Genomic DNA, 20,155 nt, shown 5'->3' with positions numbered 1-20,155 from the left:
TTAAATCTATCAAATCTACTGCGTTTCTCATACAAAAACCGACATTTAAACGTCAATTTTTAATCTCGGTTGATAAAACCAACAATTTCAGGACCAAATTCTTTAATTAAGCGATTCCATTCAACCATTGGCATTCTTACATCTAGTAGCCAATTGCCTTGTTCATCAAATCGCTCTTCATGCACCGCATTTAAGCTAAAAAGTGAAGCCCTTAAACGCCCGTATAAAGGGGTTAATAAAAGCGTTTCACTAAACATTTTTTTAGCAAGCAACTCGCTAATGGCTTCGCTTAGTAATTCGCACCCTTCACCCGTTTGTGCAGACAACCATACTCTTATAGGTTGACCTTCACTATCTCGATCAATACGCGGAGCAACATTATCAAGCGCATCAATTTTATTATAAATTAATAGTTGTGGAACGTCATCGGCCTCAATTTCTTTAAGCACCGATTGCACTTGTTCAATATTTTCTTTAATTCGCGAATCAGCAGCATCTATTACGTGTAACTGTAAATCGGCTTCACGTGTTTCGGTCAATGTTGCTTTAAATGCAGCCACTAAATCGTGAGGCAAATGACGGATAAAACCCACGGTATCGGCTAAAATCACCTGACCAACATCACCCAACTCCAGTTTACGCAGTGTTGGGTCAAGCGTCGCAAAAAGCTGATCGGCAGCATAAACCTCAGAATCTGTAATACGATTAAATAATGTAGATTTACCCGCATTAGTGTAACCCACTAACGACACCGTTGGAATTTCATTACGGTTACGCGCGCGTCTACCCTGCTCACGCTGGACTGCCACTTTTTGTAGTCGTGCACGAATACTTTGAATACGTACGCGCAGTAAACGCCTATCGGTCTCTAATTGAGTTTCACCAGGTCCACGTAGACCAATACCACCCTTTTGACGCTCAAGGTGAGTCCAACCTCGGATCAGCCGAGTAGACATATGACGTAGTTGTGCCAATTCAACCTGCAATTTACCCTCATGGGTACGTGCACGTTGGGCAAAAATATCAAGAATAAGGGTCGTTCTATCAAGCACACGGCACTGACAAACGCGCTCTAAGTTGCGTTCTTGTGACGGTCTGAGTTGATGATTAAAAATAACGACATCTGCATTGTGGATTTTGACAATCTCAGCTATTTCTTCTGCTTTACCGGTACCGACGAATAGTTTCGGATGTGGTGCTTGACGGCTGCCTTGCACAACCGCCAAACTACTAACACCAGCAGAAGATACCAACATCTCTAATTCATGAAGATCTTCACGATCCCCTTCTTTAGGTAAGTCGATATGAACTAAAATTGCCTGTTCGCCGGATTCATAGCGGTCAAACAAGCATTACGCTCCTAATTAAAAGTTTCCAGCTTCTGGTTCTTCAGTGTCATCGCTCCCTTGAACACCTTGGAAGTTGACTGCGCGAGCAGGTACAACTGTTGAAATTGCGTGTTTGTAAACCATTTGGTTTACCGTGTTTTCAAGTAAAATAACAAATTGATCAAATGACTGAATTTTACCTTGTAATTTTATGCCATTAACCAAAAAGATTGATACCGGAATGCGCTCACGACGTAGTGCATTCAAAAATGGGTCTTGTAACGATTGGCCTTTTGCCATGTTATTCTTCCTTCGTTCTAGGTGTTATTATAATTAAGTGGCTGAACTCATTTAATAAAGCTAAATCATATCCAACTACTACTAGCTTAGCGAACTTACTACATGATGCAAGTTTTCTTCATCGCCGGTTGTTAACCAAGTAACATCAGGCCAACTTCTCAACCAAGTTAATTGACGCTTAGCCAATTGCCGGGTTGCTGCGATACCTCGAAACACCATTTCATCATGACTTACTTCACCCGCAAGGTAATCCCACATCTGTCTATAGCCCACACAACGAATAGAAGGCATATTGTGATGTAAATCTTTACGTAGATATAAGGCCGAAACTTCATTTTCAAACCCCTGTTCTATCATTATTTTAAACCTTTCTTCAATTCGTTGATGTAATTCACTTCGCTCTTGCGGCGCAATGGCAAATTGATGAAAAGTATACGGTAAAGGTGGCTGCTTTTGCTTTTGCAGTTCAGTCATTGTTTTACCGGTTAATCGATATACCTCCAGCGCACGGTTAATTCTTTGCGAGTCGTTTTCACTCATTTTTTGTGCCGCTTGTGGATCTATTTTTACGAGTTCTTGATACAAGTGTGGCCAGCCAAACTCACTAGCCTCTGCTTCAAGTTGAGCTCTTATAGCTGGGTCTGCCTCAGGCAGAGGCGATAAACCGTCAATAAGTGCCTTGAAGTACAGCATTGTACCTCCAACTAATACAGGTACTTTACCTTGTTGATGAAATTCATCAATTTTTTTTATTGCATCACGTCTAAAATCTGCAACAGAATACGTTTCACTCGGGTCAAGCAGATCAATAAGATGATGTGGAGCGCGAGCCAATTCTTCTGAATCAGGTTTTGCAGTGCCAATATCCATACCTTTATACACTAATGCTGAATCGACGCTGATTATCTCTGTATTTAAATGCTCGCACAAAGAAATAGCCAATGCTGTTTTACCTGCAGCAGTGGGACCCATTAAAAATATAACTGGTAATTGACTCAACACGAACACCCTAATTTAATTGCGCTATATACTGACTTAGCTCTATTTTAACTGCTTTTTCACGCAAGCGTTCAATAGTTTGCGGATTATTTTGTAAGCGCATTTGTTGAGTTATAAATACGTTGCTAGCATAAAAGCGCGGCGGTATACATTCGGCCTGCCATTTTAACCAATCTTCTATGTTTTCAAGCTGCCTTTTACAGGCGCTTAGTAACTCGTTAACAGCATTACTTACATCAAGTAAATACAAACATGATGGCAGCTTTTTAACCATGACAAACTGCTTCTCTATCATCAATTCAAAGCCAAGCAGCGTGAACCACGATTGCTGCCCTTCGATTAGCAAACAGTCTTCTTTTGATAAATTAACCCTTACAGGTAATAACAATGCTTTACCTTCAAGGCTACCTTGCTCTTTAATTTGCTCATGCCAATCATCAACTATGGCGTATTTAAAATGTGAGCAAAATAGCTGCTGCTGCGCACTAAAGACACAGTTTCCATCATGCAAACTAATAATAGACACCATACTCACAGCACTTTGTTCCGGTACTGATGAATCTTGCTGAGTGGTTTGCGCCACGACATCAAAGTGAGCAGCATGTTGTTCACTCACTCCTTGATAAAACGCATTCACGTCTTGATGGTTTGCACTTGATGTTGCTCTGTATTCACCACCACTACTTTTTGCACCAGTTGAACTTGAACTACCTGAGTAATTTGGTTGTAACTGAGATTTAGGATAATCGTAACCGCCGCTAGTCTCATTTTTAGATGTCGACGGATGCATGGCATGAGTAAATGCAGGTAAATGATCATCAGCTGTCGTTACCGCTTCATTGTTAAACTCACCCTGTAATGGCACCACAACTTGCTTAATCGCTTGTAAAATAAAGTCGTGTACTAAGCGACCTTGATGAAAACGTACTTCATGCTTTGCTGGGTGTACATTTACATCAACTTGGCGTGGGTCAATATCAATATAAATTACAAACCCTGGTAGCTCTTGTACCCCACTAACTTCTTCAAATGCCTGACGAATAGCGTGTAAAATGAGCTTATCGCGCATCATACGATTATTTACATACGTGTACTGCGTTGTATTTACAGAGCCTACCGGTAAAACCCAGCCATGTAGTTGAAGCCCTGCTTCCCCTGATTGAATATGAAGTCCTTGCTCTGCAAACGCCTTACCTGCAACTTGTGCAACGCGAGTTATGGCGTGAGCGGGATCTGTTTTGGCGCGGTATTGCCTAACTACTTTTTCGTTATGAGTCAGCGTAATCGATACATCAAACCGGCTAAGCGCTATGCGCTTAATGAGCTCATCAATATGGGTAAACTCTGTTTTTTCGGTACGTAAAAATTTGCGCCGTGCAGGGGTATTAAAAAATAGATCTTTAACCTCAATGGTGGTGCCATCAGGGTGAGCAACCGGCTTAACTTGCACAGCCATATCACGGCCTTCTGCAAATGCTTGCCAAGCAGCGTCTTGAGTCTTTGGTTTGGAGCTGAGGGTTAATCGCGATACTGAGCTAATTGAAGCTAATGCCTCGCCCCTAAAACCTAGTGAACAAATATTTTCTAAATCATCAAGCGACTTTAACTTACTTGTCGCATGGCGAGAAAGCGCAAGTGTGAGCTCTTCTTTACCTATACCCGAGCCATTATCACGAATACGAATAAGCTTATGACCACCACGCTCTATCTCTATTTGAATACGAGTAGCGCCAGCATCTAGGCTATTTTCAACAAGCTCTTTTACTACCGACGCTGGACGCTCAACCACTTCACCTGCGGCAATCTGGTTGGCTAAACGAGCAGGTAGTATTTCAATATTCATGATATTTCCTAGCAAACTGCATGCAGATTTATGTAATTAACTTTGTGGTATGTCGAGCTCTTGACCAATAAAAAGCGTGTTTGAATTTAGTTTATTTACTTTTTTTATTTTACTTATGCTGACCCCATAACGGCTTGCCAACATACTTAAAGATTCACCTGGGCGTACTTTATGTTTTGTAGGGTATTGAGACTTTAATTTTGCAAACAACGAATCATCTGGTGGATTTTTCAAATAGTAATTTTTAATTGAAGTGAACATAGCCTTGGCTAAACGCTCTTGATGATTTGCACTTTTCAATAATTTTTCTTCTCGCGGGTTAGATATAAACCCCGTTTCGACCAAAATTGAGGGGATATCTGGCGACTTAAGAACCGCAAGGCTAGCATGTTGCGGGTCTTTTTTATGAAGCTTTGCAACTTTTCGTAGCTCTTTAACTACTTCTTCAGCAACGTTTAAGCCGGTTTTCATTGAATGATCCATCGACATATCAAGCAATGCTTGCGCTAAGTATTTTTCGTTAGCCGCATCCTTCATTACATCGGCTGCACCGCCCAGTAACTCGGAATGCTTTTCTTTATCTTCTATCCATTTACCGATTTCAGAATTAGCTCTTCGTAATGACAGTACCCATACCGATGCCCCATTGGGACCAGGGCTTGTAAATGCATCAGCGTGAATAGACACAAAGAAGTCGGCTTTTTTCTCTCGTGCTCTGTTTGTTCTCGTATTAAGTTTTACAAAGTAATCGCCACTTCGTACCATACGCGAAATCATGCCCCGCTCAGCGTCTATCATTCGCTCAAGACGCTTAGCTATTTGCAACGTGACCGTTTTTTCATACGTGCCTGATGGCCCTATTGAGCCAGGGTCCTCACCGCCATGCCCTGCATCGATAGCAATTACGATATCGCGTTCTTGGCTAAGTTGACGTTTTTTAGCCGCTTTTTGTGCAGGTGAAGCCACTGGTTCAGGTTCACTTTTATTATATAAATCGACCACAAGCCTATTTTTGTATGGCCCAGTAGGCGCAAGCGCAAATAGCACTGGTTTTACGGGTGCGTTTAGCTCAAATACTAAACGAACGCTTTGCTTATTTTTGGGCTTTGAGTAACGTAGTTTGCTAACAATTTGGTGCTTAGGTGGCACACCGGGTAGTACTTTAAGCTCTTTGGTGTTTTCTAGGTCAACCACTAAGCGGCTTGGGTTTTTTAGCATAAAATAACTAAAATCGGGTTTATCGTCTAAATCAAATACAACACGTGTACTATCCGGAGATGGCCACACACGCACACTATTTATCGTGTTTTGTGCCCACAAAGAAAAGCTCATGATAAAAACCATAAGAGAAACTGAGAGTTTAACCGCGCCTCGATTCATTTGATAATTACTGCCTTCACTATTTTATTATTTATTTTTTTAGTTTATCGACAATTGCTGCACCACGTTCACTGGTACTTTTGATTACAATTTTACGCTCGTCACCTACATAGCTTAGCGTTATATCTAAATCAGGCACAGGAATAAATTCCCCCCCCTTTTCCGGCCACTCTACAACACAAATAGCCTGTGGTGAAAAATAATCGCGTATTCCCATAAATTCGAGTTCTTCTGGATCACCTAAACGATACAAGTCAAAGTGATACACGTTAGCACGCTCAAGTTCGTAAGGTTCAACCAGTGTATAAGTTGGACTCTTAACTTTGCCTGTATGGCCAAAGCCTTGCACTACACCACGTGTAAACGTTGTTTTACCAGCGCCTAAATCACCATGTAAATAAATCACAGCACCTTGCTCAATAATCGCTGCTACTTGGTTACCCATTGCAACAGTTGCAAGTTCATCATTTAAATGAGATTCAAAACTACGGGCCATTACTACCTCAAAATTAACTTAAAAGCGCATATTGGCTAATCATACCAGATTATTTTTTTATGGCGATAAATTGAAGTTTCAGGCATAAAAAAACCGGCCTAAGCCGGTTTTTATATTTTAGGAAGATTACAAACCTAACTTTTTCTCAAGGTAGTGAATATTAGTTCCACCATTTTGAAAATTCTCATCTGCAAGAATACGCTTATGCAAAGGCGTGTTTGTTTTAATCCCATCGATTACCAATTCGTTTAGTGCATTGCGTGCACGGGCAATAGCCACATCACGGTTTTCGCCGTAAGTAATTAGCTTGCCAATCATCGAATCATAGTGAGGTGGTACAGTGTAGTCAGCATAAATATGGCTGTCCCAACGAATACCTAACCCACCAGCTGGGTGAAAACGTGTAATTTTACCCGGTGACGGGATAAACGTTTCAGGGTCTTCAGCATTAATTCGACACTCAATGGCATGGCCACGAATAACGACGTCGTCTTGCGTGAACGATAATGGCTGACCCGCTGCTATTTTTAGCTGCTCTTTGATTAAGTCGATACCTGTAACCATTTCTGTTACTGGATGCTCAACCTGAATACGGGTATTCATTTCAATGAAATAAAACTCGCCGTTTTCGTATAAAAACTCAAACGTACCCGCACCGCGGTAACCAATTTCAATACATGCACGTGTACAACGCTCGCCAATAAACTTACGTGTTTCAGCTGTTATGCCTGGTGCAGGAGCCTCTTCAACAACCTTTTGATGACGACGCTGCATTGAACAGTCACGCTCACCTAAGTGAACTGCATTACCTTGTCCGTCGGCTAGTACTTGTACTTCGATATGACGTGGGTTTTCAAGGTATTTCTCCATGTAAACCATACCGTTACCAAAAAACTGTTTAGCTTCTTGCTGCGTTAACGAAATTGAATTTACTAATTCAGCTTCATTACGCACTACACGCATACCACGGCCACCACCGCCACCAGCGGCTTTAATAATAACCGGATAACCAATGCGCTTAGCAATTTGCATGTTACGTTCGTTATCGTCTGTTACAGGGCCATCAGAACCCGGTACACATGGAACGCCGGCTTTACGCATTGCGGCAATAGCAGATACTTTATCGCCCATTAGGCGAATTGTGTCGCCTTTTGGTCCAATAAATACAAAACCACTTTGCTCAACTTGGTCTGCAAAGTCTGCGTTTTCTGCAAGAAAACCATAACCTGGGTGAATCGCTACCGCATCAGTTATTTCGGCCGCAGCAATAATGCGCGGTATATCTAAATAACTTTCTGTTGCTGATGGCTTACCAATACAGATGGTTTCATCTGCAAGCAATACATGCTTAAGATCGCGATCCGCCGTTGAATGAACAGCAACCGTTTTGATCCCAAGCTCTTTGCAGGCGCGCAATATACGAAGTGCTATTTCACCTCGGTTTGCTATGACTACTTTATCTAACATTAGAGTTGGCCTTTTACGTTATGCTATTAGTCAATGATGAATAGAGGTTGGTCAAATTCAATTGGCTCGCCGTTTTCAGCTAAAATTGCGCGTACAGTACCCGCTTTATCAGCTTCAATTTGGTTCATCATTTTCATGGCTTCAATGATACACAGTGTATCGCCTACATTAACTTTAGAGCCTACTTCTACGTAAGCAGGTGCCTCTGGAGAAGATGCTGAGTAAAATGAACCAACCATAGGTGATTTAACTTGATGACCCGTTGGTGCAGCAGGCGCAGCTTCTGCTTCAACTGCTACAGGGGCTGCAGGGGCTGGCGCTTGCTGTGCAGGAGCCGGTGCATATTGTTGTGGTGCAAATTGTGGGTAAGCTGGACCCGCACTCATGTTGTTACGGTTTATGCGTACCGACTCTTCACCTTCAGTGATTTCTAGTTCCGCAATGCCCGATTCTTCTACTAATTCGATAAGTTTTTTTATCTTGCGAATATCCATTACACGACCCGCCTGTTAGTTTGTTAGTGTGTTAATTTTTAAATTAAATTGCGTTTTGCGACCGGTTAACCGCTGCATTTAATGCTGCGTGGTAACCCATTGCACCTAATCCACATATAACGCCTTGTGCCACATCTGAAAAATAAGAATGATGGCGAAAAGCTTCACGTGCGTGCACATTGCTCAAGTGCACCTCATAAAACGGAATATCAACACTTAACAATGCATCACGTAATGCAACGCTTGTATGCGTAAATGCTGCGGGGTTAATAATGATACAATCAACCGCTTGCCAAGCATTATGAATTCGTTCTATGAGCGCTTGCTCACCATTACTTTGAAAGTGCGTAAGTTCAACATTCAGACTATTAGCGGTATTTGTTAGTTCGCTCATAATCTCGCTAAGTGTTTGCGTACCGTATTTTTCTGGCTCGCGCTTTCCTAGCATGTTTAAATTTGGACCATTAACAACTAAAATCTTTAATTTTGCAGCCATAATACGCGATATACCCTCTAAGTAATGAGTTAAGCCATTGCTAGCTATTTTTTAACTTTAAACTAAGCATAAAAAAGCTAAATTGCAACATTTTCTCACGTTAGCTGGGTATTATAGTGATTTCGAGGTAAATAACAGCAAAATACTGGTCTAATCACTGTTTTAGGTACATTTTGAAAGGTATAAATGACAAAGCCACTTAGTAAACTTAAGTGGCTTTATTGCACTATTATTGTGCGCTGGCACGCACTGTAGCAAGGTGTTTAGCAAAATCCTCAGCATTTAAAAAGCCTGTCACTCGCAACGTGCTTAGCTCTTGCCCTTGAGTGTTAAAAAACAAAATACTCGGTAACCCGAACACGTCATACTCTTCCATTAGCTCAATAGTTTTACTATCACTTTCAGTTAAATCGATTTGAATTAACTGATAATGACTAAACTCCTTTTGCACATTTTCATCGGGAAAAGTGTAATGTTCAAACTCTTTACACGCAACACACCAATCGGCGTATAAATCGACCATAACAAGTCGACCTTGTTTATTGGCATCATCGACCGCGACTTTTAGTTCGGCTAAATTGGCAACGTGTTTAAACTCGTTTTTTTGTGAGTTTACTTGGACTTGTACAGGCCAAAAATAGTCTTTAGCTAAACTAAATCCAGTAAATACCAACAACATGGCTGCAAACCATAAACCTGTTTTTAATTTACTTTGCTGCTGATTACTTTGCCAATGGTGTAAGTACAAAGCAGCAGCTAACGCCAATATACCTACCATAAGTAATATAATGTTGGCGCTTATCAAACGCTCTAACAATATTAGCGGAACGACCAACATTACAAAGCCAAATAAGGTTTTAACTTGCTCCATCCAACCGCCTGCTTTAGGTAGCAATTTACCACCCGATGTACCAAGCAATAATAAAGGTAGCCCCATCCCTAAACTCAATACATACAACGTTAAGCCGCCCACTAAGTAGTCACCACTTTGCGCAACGTATAATAAAGCGGCTGATAGCGGTGCCGTAGTACAAGGTGATGCAATTAAACCGGACAATACCCCCATCAAAAATACACCAACATAGTTGCCACCTTTTTGATTATTACTTACCTGCGTGAGTTTATTCATCACACTGCTAGGGAGTTTTATTTCGTACCACCCAAACATCGACATAGCCAGTAATACAAATAATAAGCTAAAGCTAATAAGTACATAGGGGTGCTGTAAATACCCTTGTACTTGTCCACCTAATGCTGCAACAACTAACCCTAATGCTGCATAAGTTACCGCCATGCCTTGTATGTATACGAACGAAAGTGCAAAGGCTTTTTTAGTTGATAAATTTTGTTGCCCGGCAATTAAGCTCGACAAAATAGGAAACATCGGGAACACACATGGTGTAAAAGCAAGCCCCACACCCACTGCAAAAAATACTAATAAGTTAATAGCTAAACTTTGACTTGCCAGTTGCTCAGTAAAAGAAAGAGCTTTTTTAGTGGTAGCAGCATCCGATTGCGATGTTGAGTCGGTTAATGCGCTTGCGGTACTAGACGGTGTTGCACTTTGCAGTTGCTCACCCGCAATAACACTCAATGGAATTGTTATAACTTCAGGCGGGTAACAGAGCCCAGCCTCAGCACAGCCTTGATAACGCACTTTGACTACGGCGCCTTCATTCACGTCACTCAGCTTACTGATGATACTAACGCTTTGAAAAAATACCTCTGTTTTACCAAAAAATTCATCTTCGATAATCTCGCCATCACCTAAGCTTCCTACATCAATGCTGGCATCTTTAGCGAGTATCTCTATTTTTTGCTTATATAAATAGTAACCTGGCGCAATATCCCACCCTATAAACAAGGTGCGGCCTTGCTGATCAAAGTCAAACTCAAACGCTTGTGTTACCGGTAAAAAGGTTTGCTGCGTGGGCGCTAATAAATCGTTAAGCACATTATTTGATGTAGCCTTTGCAGGGGCTATTAATAATGTCACTAATAGCAAAAACAAAAAGCGCATTAATGTAATACCTCATCCATCCAGTTAAAATAGGCCAAGTTTCCGGTTGTTATGTCAATAACTTGTATCTCGGGTACTTCGTAGCTATGCATCGCTTTTATAGTTAAAAACACATCGTTCATTTTCTCTGTTTTGGTTTTAACTAGCATTTTAACTTCTGTCATTTCTTTTACCTCACCCTCCCACATATAAATAGAAGACATTTCGGGTAAAATATTGACACACGCAGCCAGCTTTTTTTCTACCAAGGCTTTGCCAAGCATGCGTGCTTCAGCTTCGTTTTTACAGGTAGTAAAAATTAATTTAAATTGTGTATTCATTATGAACCTTTACTTGTTGAACGATGTCTAGCTTCATAGTATCTGATAGGTAAGCCAATGTGTAGAAATCCAGTTAAATGACACTACCTACGCATGAACCTTGAAAAGAGACCCATTAACCCTCACTTATATTTCATCAACTCTTACGAGTACCTTATTTAGAGAGCATTATGTTTAGATTTTTATTTGTGTTGTTTATTATCATTCCTATTATCGAAATCGCCTTGTTAATTCAAGTAAGCGACGTAATAGGGGGTGTAGCGACGATTGCATTAGTGGTTATTACCGCAATTTTAGGCGCTAAGATGGTGAAACAACAAGGTATGGGCGCGCTTCAAAATGCGCAAACGCAAATGGCGCAAGGCCAGATGCCTGCTAAAGAATTATTCACGGGAATATGCGTAATTATTGCCGGTGTACTATTGTTAACGCCAGGCATCATGACTGACGTTTTTGGTTTACTTTTATTAACCCCTGCAATTCGTAATAAATTTGCTGCAGGCCTTGCAAGTCAGGCAACTGTGAGAATGAGTGCAGGTATGCAACAAGGTCCTTCCCCATACGCTCAACAACCGCATTCAATGCGTGACCAGCAACAAACCGAACAACCAACAACCATTGATGGTGAGTTTGAACGAAAAGATTAAAAAATTATCATTTTTTCTCTTGGAATTTTTCACTCTACCCCCATTAATGAATGCAAATTAGAAAAGCTTTTTTCTGTACTGTTCAGAAACTGTTAGGAGAACTAAAAAACATGAACATTCGTCCTTTACAAGATCGCGTAATCGTTAAACGTCTAGAAGAAGAAACAAAATCTGCTGGCGGTATTGTATTAACTGGCTCTGCAGCTGAAAAATCAACTCGCGGAGAAGTAGTAGCCGTAGGTAATGGTCGTATTTTAGATAACGGTGACGTTAGAGCTTTAGAAGTAAAAGCCGGTGACACTGTGTTATTTGGCTCATATGTTGAGAAAACTGAAAAGATCGAAGGTCAAGAGTACCTGATCATGCGTGAAGACAACATTTTAGGCATTGTAGGCTAAGCCTACTTTTCGTTTAACAAACATTTAAGAATTTAGAGGAATTTAAAACATGGCAGCTAAAGAAGTACTTTTTGCAGGTGACGCACGCGCTAAAATGCTAACTGGCGTAAACATTCTAGCAAACGCAGTTAAAGTTACATTAGGCCCTAAAGGCCGTAACGTTGTACTAGACAAATCGTTTGGCTCTCCAGTGATCACTAAAGATGGTGTATCTGTAGCAAAAGAAATCGAACTTGAAGACAAGTTTGAAAACATGGGCGCGCAAATGGTTAAAGAAGTTGCATCTAAAGCAAATGATGCAGCTGGCGATGGTACAACTACCGCTACAGTACTTGCACAATCTATTGTTAATGAAGGCCTTAAAGCAGTTGCTGCAGGCATGAACCCAATGGACCTTAAGCGCGGTATTGACAAAGCAATCATTGCTGCTGTTGCAGAGCTTAAGGCGCTTTCTGTTCCTTGTGCTGATACTAAAGCTATTGCTCAAGTAGGTACTATTTCAGCTAACTCTGATAAAGAAATTGGCGACATCATTGCACAAGCAATGGAAAAAGTAGGCCGTAATACAGGTGTTATTACTGTTGAAGAAGGTCAATCACTAGAGAACGAACTAGATGTTGTAGAAGGCATGCAGTTTGACCGTGGTTACCTATCTCCTTACTTCATTAACAACGCTGAAAAAGGCGCAGTTGAATTAGATAACCCATTTATTCTACTTGTAGATAAAAAAGTATCTAACATTCGTGAGCTACTACCTACATTAGAAGCCGTTGCTAAAGCAAGCAAGCCACTATTAATCATTGCTGAAGATCTTGAAGGCGAAGCACTTGCAACGCTTGTAGTTAACAACATGCGCGGCATTGTTAAGGTATCAGCGGTTAAAGCTCCTGGTTTTGGCGACCGTCGTAAAGCGATGTTACAAGATATCGCCGTATTAACTGGCGGTACTGTTATTTCTGAAGAAATTGGCCTTGAGCTTGAAAAAGCAACAGTTGAAGACCTAGGTACAGCTAAGCGCGTTGTTATCACTAAAGACGATACAACTATCATCGATGGTGCTGGCGAAGAAGAAGGCATTACCGGTCGTGTTTCTCAAATTAAAGCACAAATTGAAGAAGCAACATCAGACTACGATAAAGAAAAACTACAAGAGCGTATGGCTAAACTTGCCGGCGGTGTTGCAGTAATTAAAGTAGGCGCAGCAACTGAAATTGAAATGAAAGAGAAAAAAGACCGTGTTGAAGATGCATTACATGCAACTCGTGCAGCGGTTGAAGAAGGCGTAGTACCGGGTGGCGGTGTTGCTCTAGTACGGGCAGCTAGCAAGCTAGTTGAACTACTTGGCGATAACGAAGATCAAAACCACGGTGTTAAAGTTGCCCTTCGTGCGATGGAAGCACCTCTTCGTCAAATCGTAACTAACGCGGGTGACGAAGCATCTGTTGTTATTAACGCTGTTAAAGGTGGCGAAGGTAACTACGGTTACAACGCAGCAACTGGCGAATACAATGACATGATTGAAATGGGTATCCTAGATCCAACTAAAGTAACGCGCTCTGCACTACAATTTGCAGGGTCTATTGCGGGTCTAATGATCACAACTGAAGCAATGGTTGCTGAAATCCCTAAAGAAGAAGCTGCTGGTGCCCCTGATATGGGTGGCATGGGCGGAATGGGTGGCATGGGCGGCATGATGTAATAGATTTTTCTATTACCGCTTAATCTACTAAAATTTTTGAAAGCCCTAATAGCAATATTTGGGCTTTTTTATTAGCTATTTATGAATATCTAATAACAGTTTTGATATGTATTAATTGTGAACAAAGCGAAAGCTATCTTCCAGTCAAACCTATTACCTGCTTCTCAACTCATCACTGCCGTTAGCAACTTTCCTATAAAGGACTGTTATTGGCTTATCAAACAATTCAACGTATCAAATGCAAGCAAGAGATCTACAACGAACCCTACTATATACATAGATTAACGTGTGCTTTTGGCACTAACCGTTAACATGAGTAAGCTTATTGAAATAGCTACAAAATAATAAGGAACTCCGGCCTGCCAACTTGCTTGGCTATTAACACCAAAAAAATCGACATATAATGCTGTTTGAATTGGTCCTATGTACCAAAGTGCAGGATAAAGCACTTCAAACATCCGTTTTGTTCCAGTAAACGCGCCACAGAAATAGGCTAGCGATACGGTAAATGAAATGGCGATAATCAATTGGACGAGTAACAACCACTCAGCACTTCCAGTAAAGCGGATAACGCTGCCCATGCTTGCTAAGACTAATAATATCGAAGCGGCACAATAGCAGGCCAAGCTTTGTAAAATAGATGATTGTTTACTGTAAGTAACTAACTCTACAGTATTCGCTTGTTTTTCTAATTGCCCTAGTTGAGAGATCACCAAAACACACCATAACCACGAAATAGGTAAAACAAGGCTAACAAGCAAATCTTGACTGATAAACAATTGAAAAATATTTAACACCAGCAAACCGATAAACCAATACACTGAATGACCTTTGAGTATTAATTTTAACTCTAATCGTAATAAGCGAGTAAAAGAAAAATGCTTGGTTAAAGCAACAAAGAAAATATCAAGTAGGTCAGTCACTCTAGCTTTTAAGGTGAAATTCAACCATGAAGATTGCTTATTTTCAGGTGTTGAATTTTTGCTAAAACGGTCAAAAAATATAAACGCTAATGCTAAACAAGTAAGACAAATAAAAAGTAAAGGCAGGGCACCCCATAGGCTGGCTATTGTCGGCTCTATTCCTTGCCAAACGAAAGTGTTTATCTCATCTGCTGCATTAGTGATACTTACCCCTATATTTGTATCACCTTGCTGTAATGGAAAACGTTCGGCAACTTCTGCATCTAAATGATCGAGTAATGCTCCAATCCCAGACACGCTTTCAATGGTTTGAACAATGGAGCCAATCCATAAGAAAAAATAAACGACGTTGCCTAACCCGCCTTTAAGCCATTCAATTGACTCAAACATTATCGCGATAGCGGCAATTGTTAATAGTATTGGCAAGACAAAAACTACCTGAGGCCATATCAACGCCCAAAGATTTATTTGATAACTTTCACCATAATAAATCTGAATCAAAATACTACTCAGTAGCATAACCAGCACAATAGAAACCAAAATAAGTACACTCGTGCACCATTTGGCTAATAAAAAAGTCAGTTTACTAATAGGAGTGGCTGCGATGAGCTCTCCCGTCATTGATTGTCGGTCTAATTCAAGCGCATTTTTGACCAGATAAAAACAGATAATCGGTAAAAATAAAACGTTCAACATCGCTAGGCATACACCAAGCCAAGCGCTATTGTAGATGCCACGATAACCATTAATCACTAGCGTTTGATAATGGGCATCAGGGGAAGGGAAAAAAAGTAATGTTAATACCGACATCGCCAGCAGTGTTACTACAAAGCTTTGCTGGCGGGTTCGTTGTTTAAAATCAGCAGTGATGCATTGCCATACTTGAGTCATTAACTTGCCCTCGCATAGGCAGTTTGAACTTGTCGGTTGCTGGTAAAATAAAGGTAAGCATCTTCTAGAGTCGGTGGTCTTGAAATGGCTCTTGCATCAGGGCAGAAGTCAGCAACAATATTTAGTTCAACCTTAGATTCTTTTCGCACGCTATGGCTTACAATGAATTCATGCTGGATATGTTTAAGTTCACTGAAATTGACCGTTAGTTGCCAGCATTTATTGGCGACTTTATCTTGAAGTTTACTTGGTGATTCTGATTGAATTAAATGGCCTGAGTGCATAATCACAATGCGATCGGCAATTGATTCAACATCTGCCACTATATGCGTAGAGAATAGAATACAACGTTCACCTGCCAACTCGGTTAATAACTGACGAAAATTAGCACGTTCGTGTGGATCTAGGCCAACGGTTGGTTCATCAATAATCAGTAACTTGGGATCATTAAGTAGAGCCTGCGCAATACCAATACGCTGTTTCATACCGCCAGAATATCCCTTTAGTGACATATGCGCAGCATGCGTTAGGTTGAGTTTATGAAGTAAATCTTCAATTATGTGATCTGCGGTTGATTTATCTAATCCTTTTAAGCTAGCAATGTAATGCAAAAACTCGATACCAGATAACTGATCATAGACGCCAAAATACTGTGGCAAGTAGCCCAATTCGTTCCTCAATACTTGAGGTGACTTAATAATGTCTTGCCCTTGCCAGAAGATGTTTCCTTGGGTTGGTTTGGTAATCGTTGCAAGAATTCGCATCAGGCTAGATTTTCCTGCACCATTTGGACCTAACAAGCCCAAAATTCCCGGCTCAACTTGCAGCGACAGTGATTTGATTGCAAACTTAGTTTTTTTGCCACTCTGATATTGATGGTTAAGTGATTGAATATCCAATAACATTGTACTTCCCTTATAAATCAAGATTCAATTACTAAGCAAAAATAACGCCACCAATAACTCCTTTAAATTCAATGAATTAAAAACACCACAACTTAAGTAATAAAAATAAATGGTGAATTTAACTAACTATTGGTGAAATAAGAACAAGTTATGAACAAAATAAAATTCATTTCTCATAGCAATCAATTAAGTCCGAAATTAACTAAACCGCCCAAACTGATTATCTTAAGAAAAAGAGTAAAGGCGATGTAGTAAGCCATGTTGTTGCCGTTTTAAATGTCCATTTTTTAGGAATAATGAATACGGTGAAACAAACTAAAGCGCACTGAATGGTCATCACAAGACAACTTTTTGACCGGCAGCAATATGAGATTAGCGGACTATTTATTTAGAAGAATATACTTCTTAGCTAGAACTGCTTAGGAACCGAATAAAACGTTATTCACACTAAATAAACTAGTAAAATTGTTACAATTCAGACGGTTAACCTTGGTTTCGAGGTGATAGGGTATAAAGTGGGGTATCACTTATTTTCCCATGTAACGAATTTAATAAAAACATGTGGATAAACTCTATATGGGCGGCATGATGTAATCATCACCGTTTAAGCACCTCGCTTATATAAAACCCAGCCTCGGCTGGTTTTTTACTTTTTAGTACTTTTTTATTGTTATTGTTCAATTTACCCCCAAATAGTAATAACGTATAAATTAAAAAACCACACCATGGACATACTTAACAGTAATGGAATTACTTTCATCGCAGTGCTTGTAACCCTAATATCTGCATTGCTGCTTTTAATAGTTTGCCTTTTGTTAAAAATGATTACTTGGGGTAAAAGTATGTCGAAAGGGGCATATTTATTTTTAGCTTTTTTTCCGCTTATTTCCCTGATGCCTATTCCGCCACCTACCTACGAAAATGTTCAAAAGGCGAAGCAAGAGCAAAGAAAACGTAAGGAAGACTCAGGCGACCCGCCGGATGAAGAAATAGAATAAATGATTACGTTTATTAGCTAACAATAGACAAGTGCTTGCGAAACGCTGTACATTTATTATTAATAATTTATGAAGTTAATTACTAAATGCAGCAACGTAAAAAATTTAAAAACCCTTATATAGGGATAAGCAAAGAAGATTTTGTTGAGTTAAGCGGCAGTAAAGGTGAGTCACTCGCTTACTTTAGAATTGATGGCGATTTTTTCTATGATGATATTTATTATTCGGCTGATATTTTAGTTCCGAAAACACACTGGTTAGGCTCTCACGATGTAAATCAAAAAAAACTCTGGATAGCTGTTATTTACAACGTACCTTACGGTGAGTATTTAGATGCAGAGTTTGATTTTAATAAAATTGAGGACCCTAACTTTGGGGTAGTAAAACCTGTATTGGTTAGTGAGCTGAATGAAAATGAGCTCGCCTATGAAAAAATTACACGCTTGGAAATGATTGCCAATATTGAAAAAGCAGCGACTGAAGATAAACTCCTTCAGGCAGAAAAAGATCTCATACTGACCAAGCTTTTAAGCAAAGTGACTAAACACTAATCTAATGAAAGTTAGTTTAACAGCTGTCTCACTATGCTAAATAAATCGGAGGGTAGCATACCTCGCTGCCCGTCTCGCTCACTGGCGATATCACCGGCTTTAGCGTGCAGTGTTACGCCATATCGCGCTGCTTCATCAATATTTAAACCTTGAGCCAGTAAGGCGCCAATAATACCAGTGAGTACATCGCCACTACCACCCACGGCCAGTGCTGCGTTACCGTCTTCACACACCCACGTATTCTCAGCATTATCAATTAATGTTCCGGCTCCTTTTAATACGCAAGTAGCGTTATAGCGCTTAGCACACAATCGAGCATTCTCAAACCTATTTGACTCAACATCCACAATAGTTTTACTTAATAGCTTGGATGCTTCTCCTGGGTGCGGTGTAAGTACACATAGCTTTAATGTGTACGATGAGGCTTGCTTGGATAATAAATTTAGCGCATCGGCATCGATAACCAGTGGCATGTTATTAGTTTGGCAATAATATATAACCTCCTCAAAGGTTTTTTGTGCCCATTCATCCTGCCCCAGACCTGGCCCTATTACTACGCAGCTAGCCCACTCAAGCGCTTCTTTTAGATTAGTACTGGTTACCATTAATTCTGGCCTACCAATGCTTACAGGCACTACAGAACTTGAATGTGTATACACTTTTACCATACCCGCACCTGCTCTAAGTGCGGCCTCGCTGGTTAATCTAATTGCGCCAGCCGTACCCTCATTACCACCTACACAAAGTAACTTGCCATGAGTTCCTTTATGACTATTTACACTGCGCGCACCAAGCTTTTTAAAGCTCTTAACATTTATAAGTGTGCCGCTTGAAGTAGCTAGCTCAAAAAAAGCAGGCCCAATATTTAAATCGTCAAATATTAACTGCCCACAATGCTGTTTACCTATAGCCGTTGTCAGCCCCTGCTTAATACCTACAAAGGTTATTGTTTTACTTGCTTGTATAGCAATATCTAAAGGTTGGCCAGTATCTGCGCTGATGCCTGAAGGCACATCTATACTCAATACAGGTTTATTACAGGCATTAATTTCATTAATAATTTTAGCAAAATTATCGCGAACCGAGCTTGTGATCCCCGTACCTAGCATTGCATCTATAATTAAATCACTTCGGTTTAATAACTCACTCGTATAAGCATTAACTTCACCGCCTTCATCACGCCATAACTTAAACGCTTTTGCAGCATCTCCTGTTAGTGCTTGTTCAGGATTAACGGCACACAAAGTTACCTGCTTGCCCATCTGTTTAATTAGGCTCGCCGTAATATAACCGTCCCCAGCGTTATTACCATGACCTACAACAACTAACGTATGTAATGCATTAAAGTCTTGCCAAGCGTTGAACACAGCGTTCCCAGCGCGCTGCATGAGGGTAAATAACTCACAATCGCTATTTTTAGAAGCCAGATCCTCGTTATCCCTAACTTCTTTTGCAGTAAATATTAGTTTATTTAGCATGAAGACCCCTTTAATAAGTGACACCCTACCTTATCAAATACACATCTCCAGCGGCTAGTTTTGTGAGCTTTTTAGTCGAGGGAAGTTCGTTTATTAAAGACGTATTATAGATCACATATTTATCAGGGGCAGATAACTGATAGCTGAAAACTAATCACTTTTCTTCAGGCGTTAAAAACCCCGAGACTAAGCTCGGCTCGTTTTTTTTAGTATTAATTTACTTAAACGTTACCTATTACTCATTGAACGTTGCTATAAAGCACCTACGCCTAAGGTAAGAGCGCCACCTTCACGTGAGGCAAATTGCAGGCATTAAAAAACCCGAGACTAAGCTCGGGTTTTTTAGCATTAATTAACTTAAACGTTAACTATTACTCGTTGAGCGTTGCTACAAAGCATCTACGCCTGTGGTAAGAGCGCCACCTTCACGTGAGGCAAATTGCAGGCATTAAAAAAGGCCACCTAAGTGACCTTTTTCTAACAATTAACTTAAACGTTAATTATTACTCTACGATAGTTGCT

Annotated in this window: 19 protein-coding genes; 5 read left to right on the top strand and 14 right to left on the bottom strand. The window is 40.3% G+C overall.

Translation table 11 applies throughout. The annotated features are described in order from the left end of the window. Positions 1–59 precede the first annotated feature (59 nt). The 11 genes from hflX to cutA form a co-directional block, all read right to left on the bottom strand. Positions 60–1,349 carry a ribosome rescue GTPase HflX gene (hflX, locus tag ACFI34_RS03910; RefSeq protein ID WP_010556689.1) on the bottom strand — a complete coding sequence of 430 codons (1,290 nt, stop codon included), beginning with the start codon at positions 1,347–1,349 and terminating at the stop codon, positions 60–62. 15 nt (positions 1,350–1,364) lie between these two features. Then, on the bottom strand, positions 1,365–1,628 hold the full coding sequence (gene hfq, locus ACFI34_RS03905) for an RNA chaperone Hfq (RefSeq protein WP_006791241.1): 264 nt from the start codon (positions 1,626–1,628) through the stop codon (positions 1,365–1,367). A gap of 81 nt (positions 1,629–1,709) precedes the next feature. Beyond that, positions 1,710–2,627 (bottom strand): tRNA (adenosine(37)-N6)-dimethylallyltransferase MiaA, encoded by a 918-nt coding sequence (miaA, locus tag ACFI34_RS03900; RefSeq protein WP_039038038.1) that lies wholly within the window; start codon positions 2,625–2,627, stop codon positions 1,710–1,712. A gap of 10 nt (positions 2,628–2,637) precedes the next feature. After that, a complete protein-coding gene (gene mutL / locus ACFI34_RS03895) occupies positions 2,638–4,470 on the bottom strand; it encodes a DNA mismatch repair endonuclease MutL (RefSeq protein ID WP_462672477.1) in 1,833 nt (610 codons plus the stop codon). Positions 4,471–4,506: 36 nt separating this feature from the next. Then, on the bottom strand, positions 4,507–5,802 hold the full coding sequence (locus ACFI34_RS03890; RefSeq protein ID WP_462672476.1) for an N-acetylmuramoyl-L-alanine amidase: 1,296 nt from the start codon (positions 5,800–5,802) through the stop codon (positions 4,507–4,509). A gap of 79 nt (positions 5,803–5,881) precedes the next feature. Further along, positions 5,882–6,346 (bottom strand): tRNA (adenosine(37)-N6)-threonylcarbamoyltransferase complex ATPase subunit type 1 TsaE, encoded by a 465-nt coding sequence (tsaE, locus tag ACFI34_RS03885; RefSeq protein ID WP_462672475.1) that lies wholly within the window; start codon positions 6,344–6,346, stop codon positions 5,882–5,884. A 126-nt stretch (positions 6,347–6,472) separates the two neighbouring features. Then, on the bottom strand, positions 6,473–7,813 hold the full coding sequence (accC, locus tag ACFI34_RS03880) for an acetyl-CoA carboxylase biotin carboxylase subunit (RefSeq protein ID WP_058403826.1): 1,341 nt from the start codon (positions 7,811–7,813) through the stop codon (positions 6,473–6,475). Positions 7,814–7,839: 26 nt separating this feature from the next. Then, complete coding sequence (gene accB, locus ACFI34_RS03875; protein ID WP_008128370.1) at positions 7,840–8,307, bottom strand: acetyl-CoA carboxylase biotin carboxyl carrier protein; 468 nt, start codon at positions 8,305–8,307, stop codon at positions 7,840–7,842. A gap of 43 nt (positions 8,308–8,350) precedes the next feature. Beyond that, on the bottom strand, positions 8,351–8,803 hold the full coding sequence (aroQ, locus tag ACFI34_RS03870) for a type II 3-dehydroquinate dehydratase (protein WP_006791248.1): 453 nt from the start codon (positions 8,801–8,803) through the stop codon (positions 8,351–8,353). Between the two features lie 229 nt (positions 8,804–9,032). Continuing rightward, positions 9,033–10,823, bottom strand: coding sequence for a protein-disulfide reductase DsbD (locus tag ACFI34_RS03865; protein WP_462672474.1), 1,791 nt, complete (start codon positions 10,821–10,823; stop codon positions 9,033–9,035). Next, complete coding sequence (gene cutA, locus ACFI34_RS03860) at positions 10,823–11,143, bottom strand: divalent-cation tolerance protein CutA (protein WP_058403829.1); 321 nt, start codon at positions 11,141–11,143, stop codon at positions 10,823–10,825. The genes ACFI34_RS03865 and cutA overlap by 1 nt, the downstream gene beginning before the upstream one ends. Before the next feature lie 170 nt (positions 11,144–11,313). Here cutA and ACFI34_RS03855 point away from each other — a divergent pair, with 170 nt between their 5' ends. The 3 genes from ACFI34_RS03855 (at position 11,314) to groL (ending at position 13,887) form a co-directional block, all read left to right on the top strand. Beyond that, positions 11,314–11,790, top strand: coding sequence for an FxsA family protein (locus ACFI34_RS03855; protein WP_462672473.1), 477 nt, complete (start codon positions 11,314–11,316; stop codon positions 11,788–11,790). 110 nt (positions 11,791–11,900) lie between these two features. Beyond that, complete coding sequence (locus ACFI34_RS03850) at positions 11,901–12,188, top strand: co-chaperone GroES (RefSeq protein ID WP_006791252.1); 288 nt, start codon at positions 11,901–11,903, stop codon at positions 12,186–12,188. Between the two features lie 49 nt (positions 12,189–12,237). Then, positions 12,238–13,887 carry a chaperonin GroEL gene (groL, locus tag ACFI34_RS03845; RefSeq protein WP_462672472.1) on the top strand — a complete coding sequence of 550 codons (1,650 nt, stop codon included), beginning with the start codon at positions 12,238–12,240 and terminating at the stop codon, positions 13,885–13,887. Between the two features lie 281 nt (positions 13,888–14,168). On the opposite strand, the gene ACFI34_RS03840 is transcribed toward groL, so the two are convergent. Both ACFI34_RS03840 and ACFI34_RS03835 read right to left on the bottom strand, forming a co-directional pair. Next, positions 14,169–15,701, bottom strand: a complete 1,533-nt coding sequence (locus ACFI34_RS03840) for a hypothetical protein (RefSeq protein WP_462672471.1) — start codon at positions 15,699–15,701, stop codon at positions 14,169–14,171. Continuing rightward, positions 15,701–16,606, bottom strand: a complete 906-nt coding sequence (locus tag ACFI34_RS03835; RefSeq protein ID WP_462672470.1) for an ABC transporter ATP-binding protein — start codon at positions 16,604–16,606, stop codon at positions 15,701–15,703. Before ACFI34_RS03835 ends, ACFI34_RS03840 begins: the two co-directional genes overlap by 1 nt. Before the next feature lie 842 nt (positions 16,607–17,448). Here ACFI34_RS03835 and ACFI34_RS03830 point away from each other — a divergent pair. Both ACFI34_RS03830 and ACFI34_RS03825 read left to right on the top strand, forming a co-directional pair. Next, a complete protein-coding gene (locus tag ACFI34_RS03830) occupies positions 17,449–17,604 on the top strand; it encodes a hypothetical protein (RefSeq protein ID WP_341615959.1) in 156 nt (51 codons plus the stop codon). Positions 17,605–17,690: 86 nt separating this feature from the next. After that, on the top strand, positions 17,691–18,155 hold the full coding sequence (locus ACFI34_RS03825) for a hypothetical protein (RefSeq protein ID WP_462672469.1): 465 nt from the start codon (positions 17,691–17,693) through the stop codon (positions 18,153–18,155). An 11-nt stretch (positions 18,156–18,166) separates the two neighbouring features. Here ACFI34_RS03825 and ACFI34_RS03820 read toward each other — a convergent pair whose 3' ends face one another. Beyond that, entirely contained in the window at positions 18,167–19,633 is a 1,467-nt protein-coding gene (locus ACFI34_RS03820) for an NAD(P)H-hydrate dehydratase (RefSeq protein ID WP_462672468.1), read from the bottom strand. Positions 19,634–20,155: the final 522 nt, after the last annotated feature.

Source organism: Pseudoalteromonas sp. PSi26, assembly GCF_054960575.1.
The sequence above is the reverse complement of the archived record's forward strand: the minus strand, read 5'-3'. Positions and strand labels throughout refer to the sequence as shown.

Coding starts and splice junctions, on each gene's coding strand:
- mutL (WP_462672477.1), bottom strand. CDS start 4,470: ATGAATATTGAAATACTACCTGCTCGTTTAGCCAACCAGATTGCCGCA.
- ACFI34_RS03865 (WP_462672474.1), bottom strand. CDS start 10,823: ATGCGCTTTTTGTTTTTGCTATTAGTGACATTATTAATAGCCCCTGCA.
- aroQ (WP_006791248.1), bottom strand. CDS start 8,803: ATGGCTGCAAAATTAAAGATTTTAGTTGTTAATGGTCCAAATTTAAAC.
- ACFI34_RS03890 (WP_462672476.1), bottom strand. CDS start 5,802: ATGAGCTTTTCTTTGTGGGCACAAAACACGATAAATAGTGTGCGTGTG.
- accC (WP_058403826.1), bottom strand. CDS start 7,813: ATGTTAGATAAAGTAGTCATAGCAAACCGAGGTGAAATAGCACTTCGT.
- ACFI34_RS03830 (WP_341615959.1), top strand. CDS start 17,449: ATGTCGAAAGGGGCATATTTATTTTTAGCTTTTTTTCCGCTTATTTCC.
- ACFI34_RS03835 (WP_462672470.1), bottom strand. CDS start 16,606: ATGTTATTGGATATTCAATCACTTAACCATCAATATCAGAGTGGCAAA.
- hfq (WP_006791241.1), bottom strand. CDS start 1,628: ATGGCAAAAGGCCAATCGTTACAAGACCCATTTTTGAATGCACTACGT.
- accB (WP_008128370.1), bottom strand. CDS start 8,307: ATGGATATTCGCAAGATAAAAAAACTTATCGAATTAGTAGAAGAATCG.
- ACFI34_RS03820 (WP_462672468.1), bottom strand. CDS start 19,633: ATGCTAAATAAACTAATATTTACTGCAAAAGAAGTTAGGGATAACGAG.
- ACFI34_RS03855 (WP_462672473.1), top strand. CDS start 11,314: ATGTTTAGATTTTTATTTGTGTTGTTTATTATCATTCCTATTATCGAA.
- ACFI34_RS03825 (WP_462672469.1), top strand. CDS start 17,691: ATGCAGCAACGTAAAAAATTTAAAAACCCTTATATAGGGATAAGCAAA.
- cutA (WP_058403829.1), bottom strand. CDS start 11,143: ATGAATACACAATTTAAATTAATTTTTACTACCTGTAAAAACGAAGCT.
- tsaE (WP_462672475.1), bottom strand. CDS start 6,346: ATGGCCCGTAGTTTTGAATCTCATTTAAATGATGAACTTGCAACTGTT.
- ACFI34_RS03850 (WP_006791252.1), top strand. CDS start 11,901: ATGAACATTCGTCCTTTACAAGATCGCGTAATCGTTAAACGTCTAGAA.
- ACFI34_RS03840 (WP_462672471.1), bottom strand. CDS start 15,701: ATGACTCAAGTATGGCAATGCATCACTGCTGATTTTAAACAACGAACC.
- groL (WP_462672472.1), top strand. CDS start 12,238: ATGGCAGCTAAAGAAGTACTTTTTGCAGGTGACGCACGCGCTAAAATG.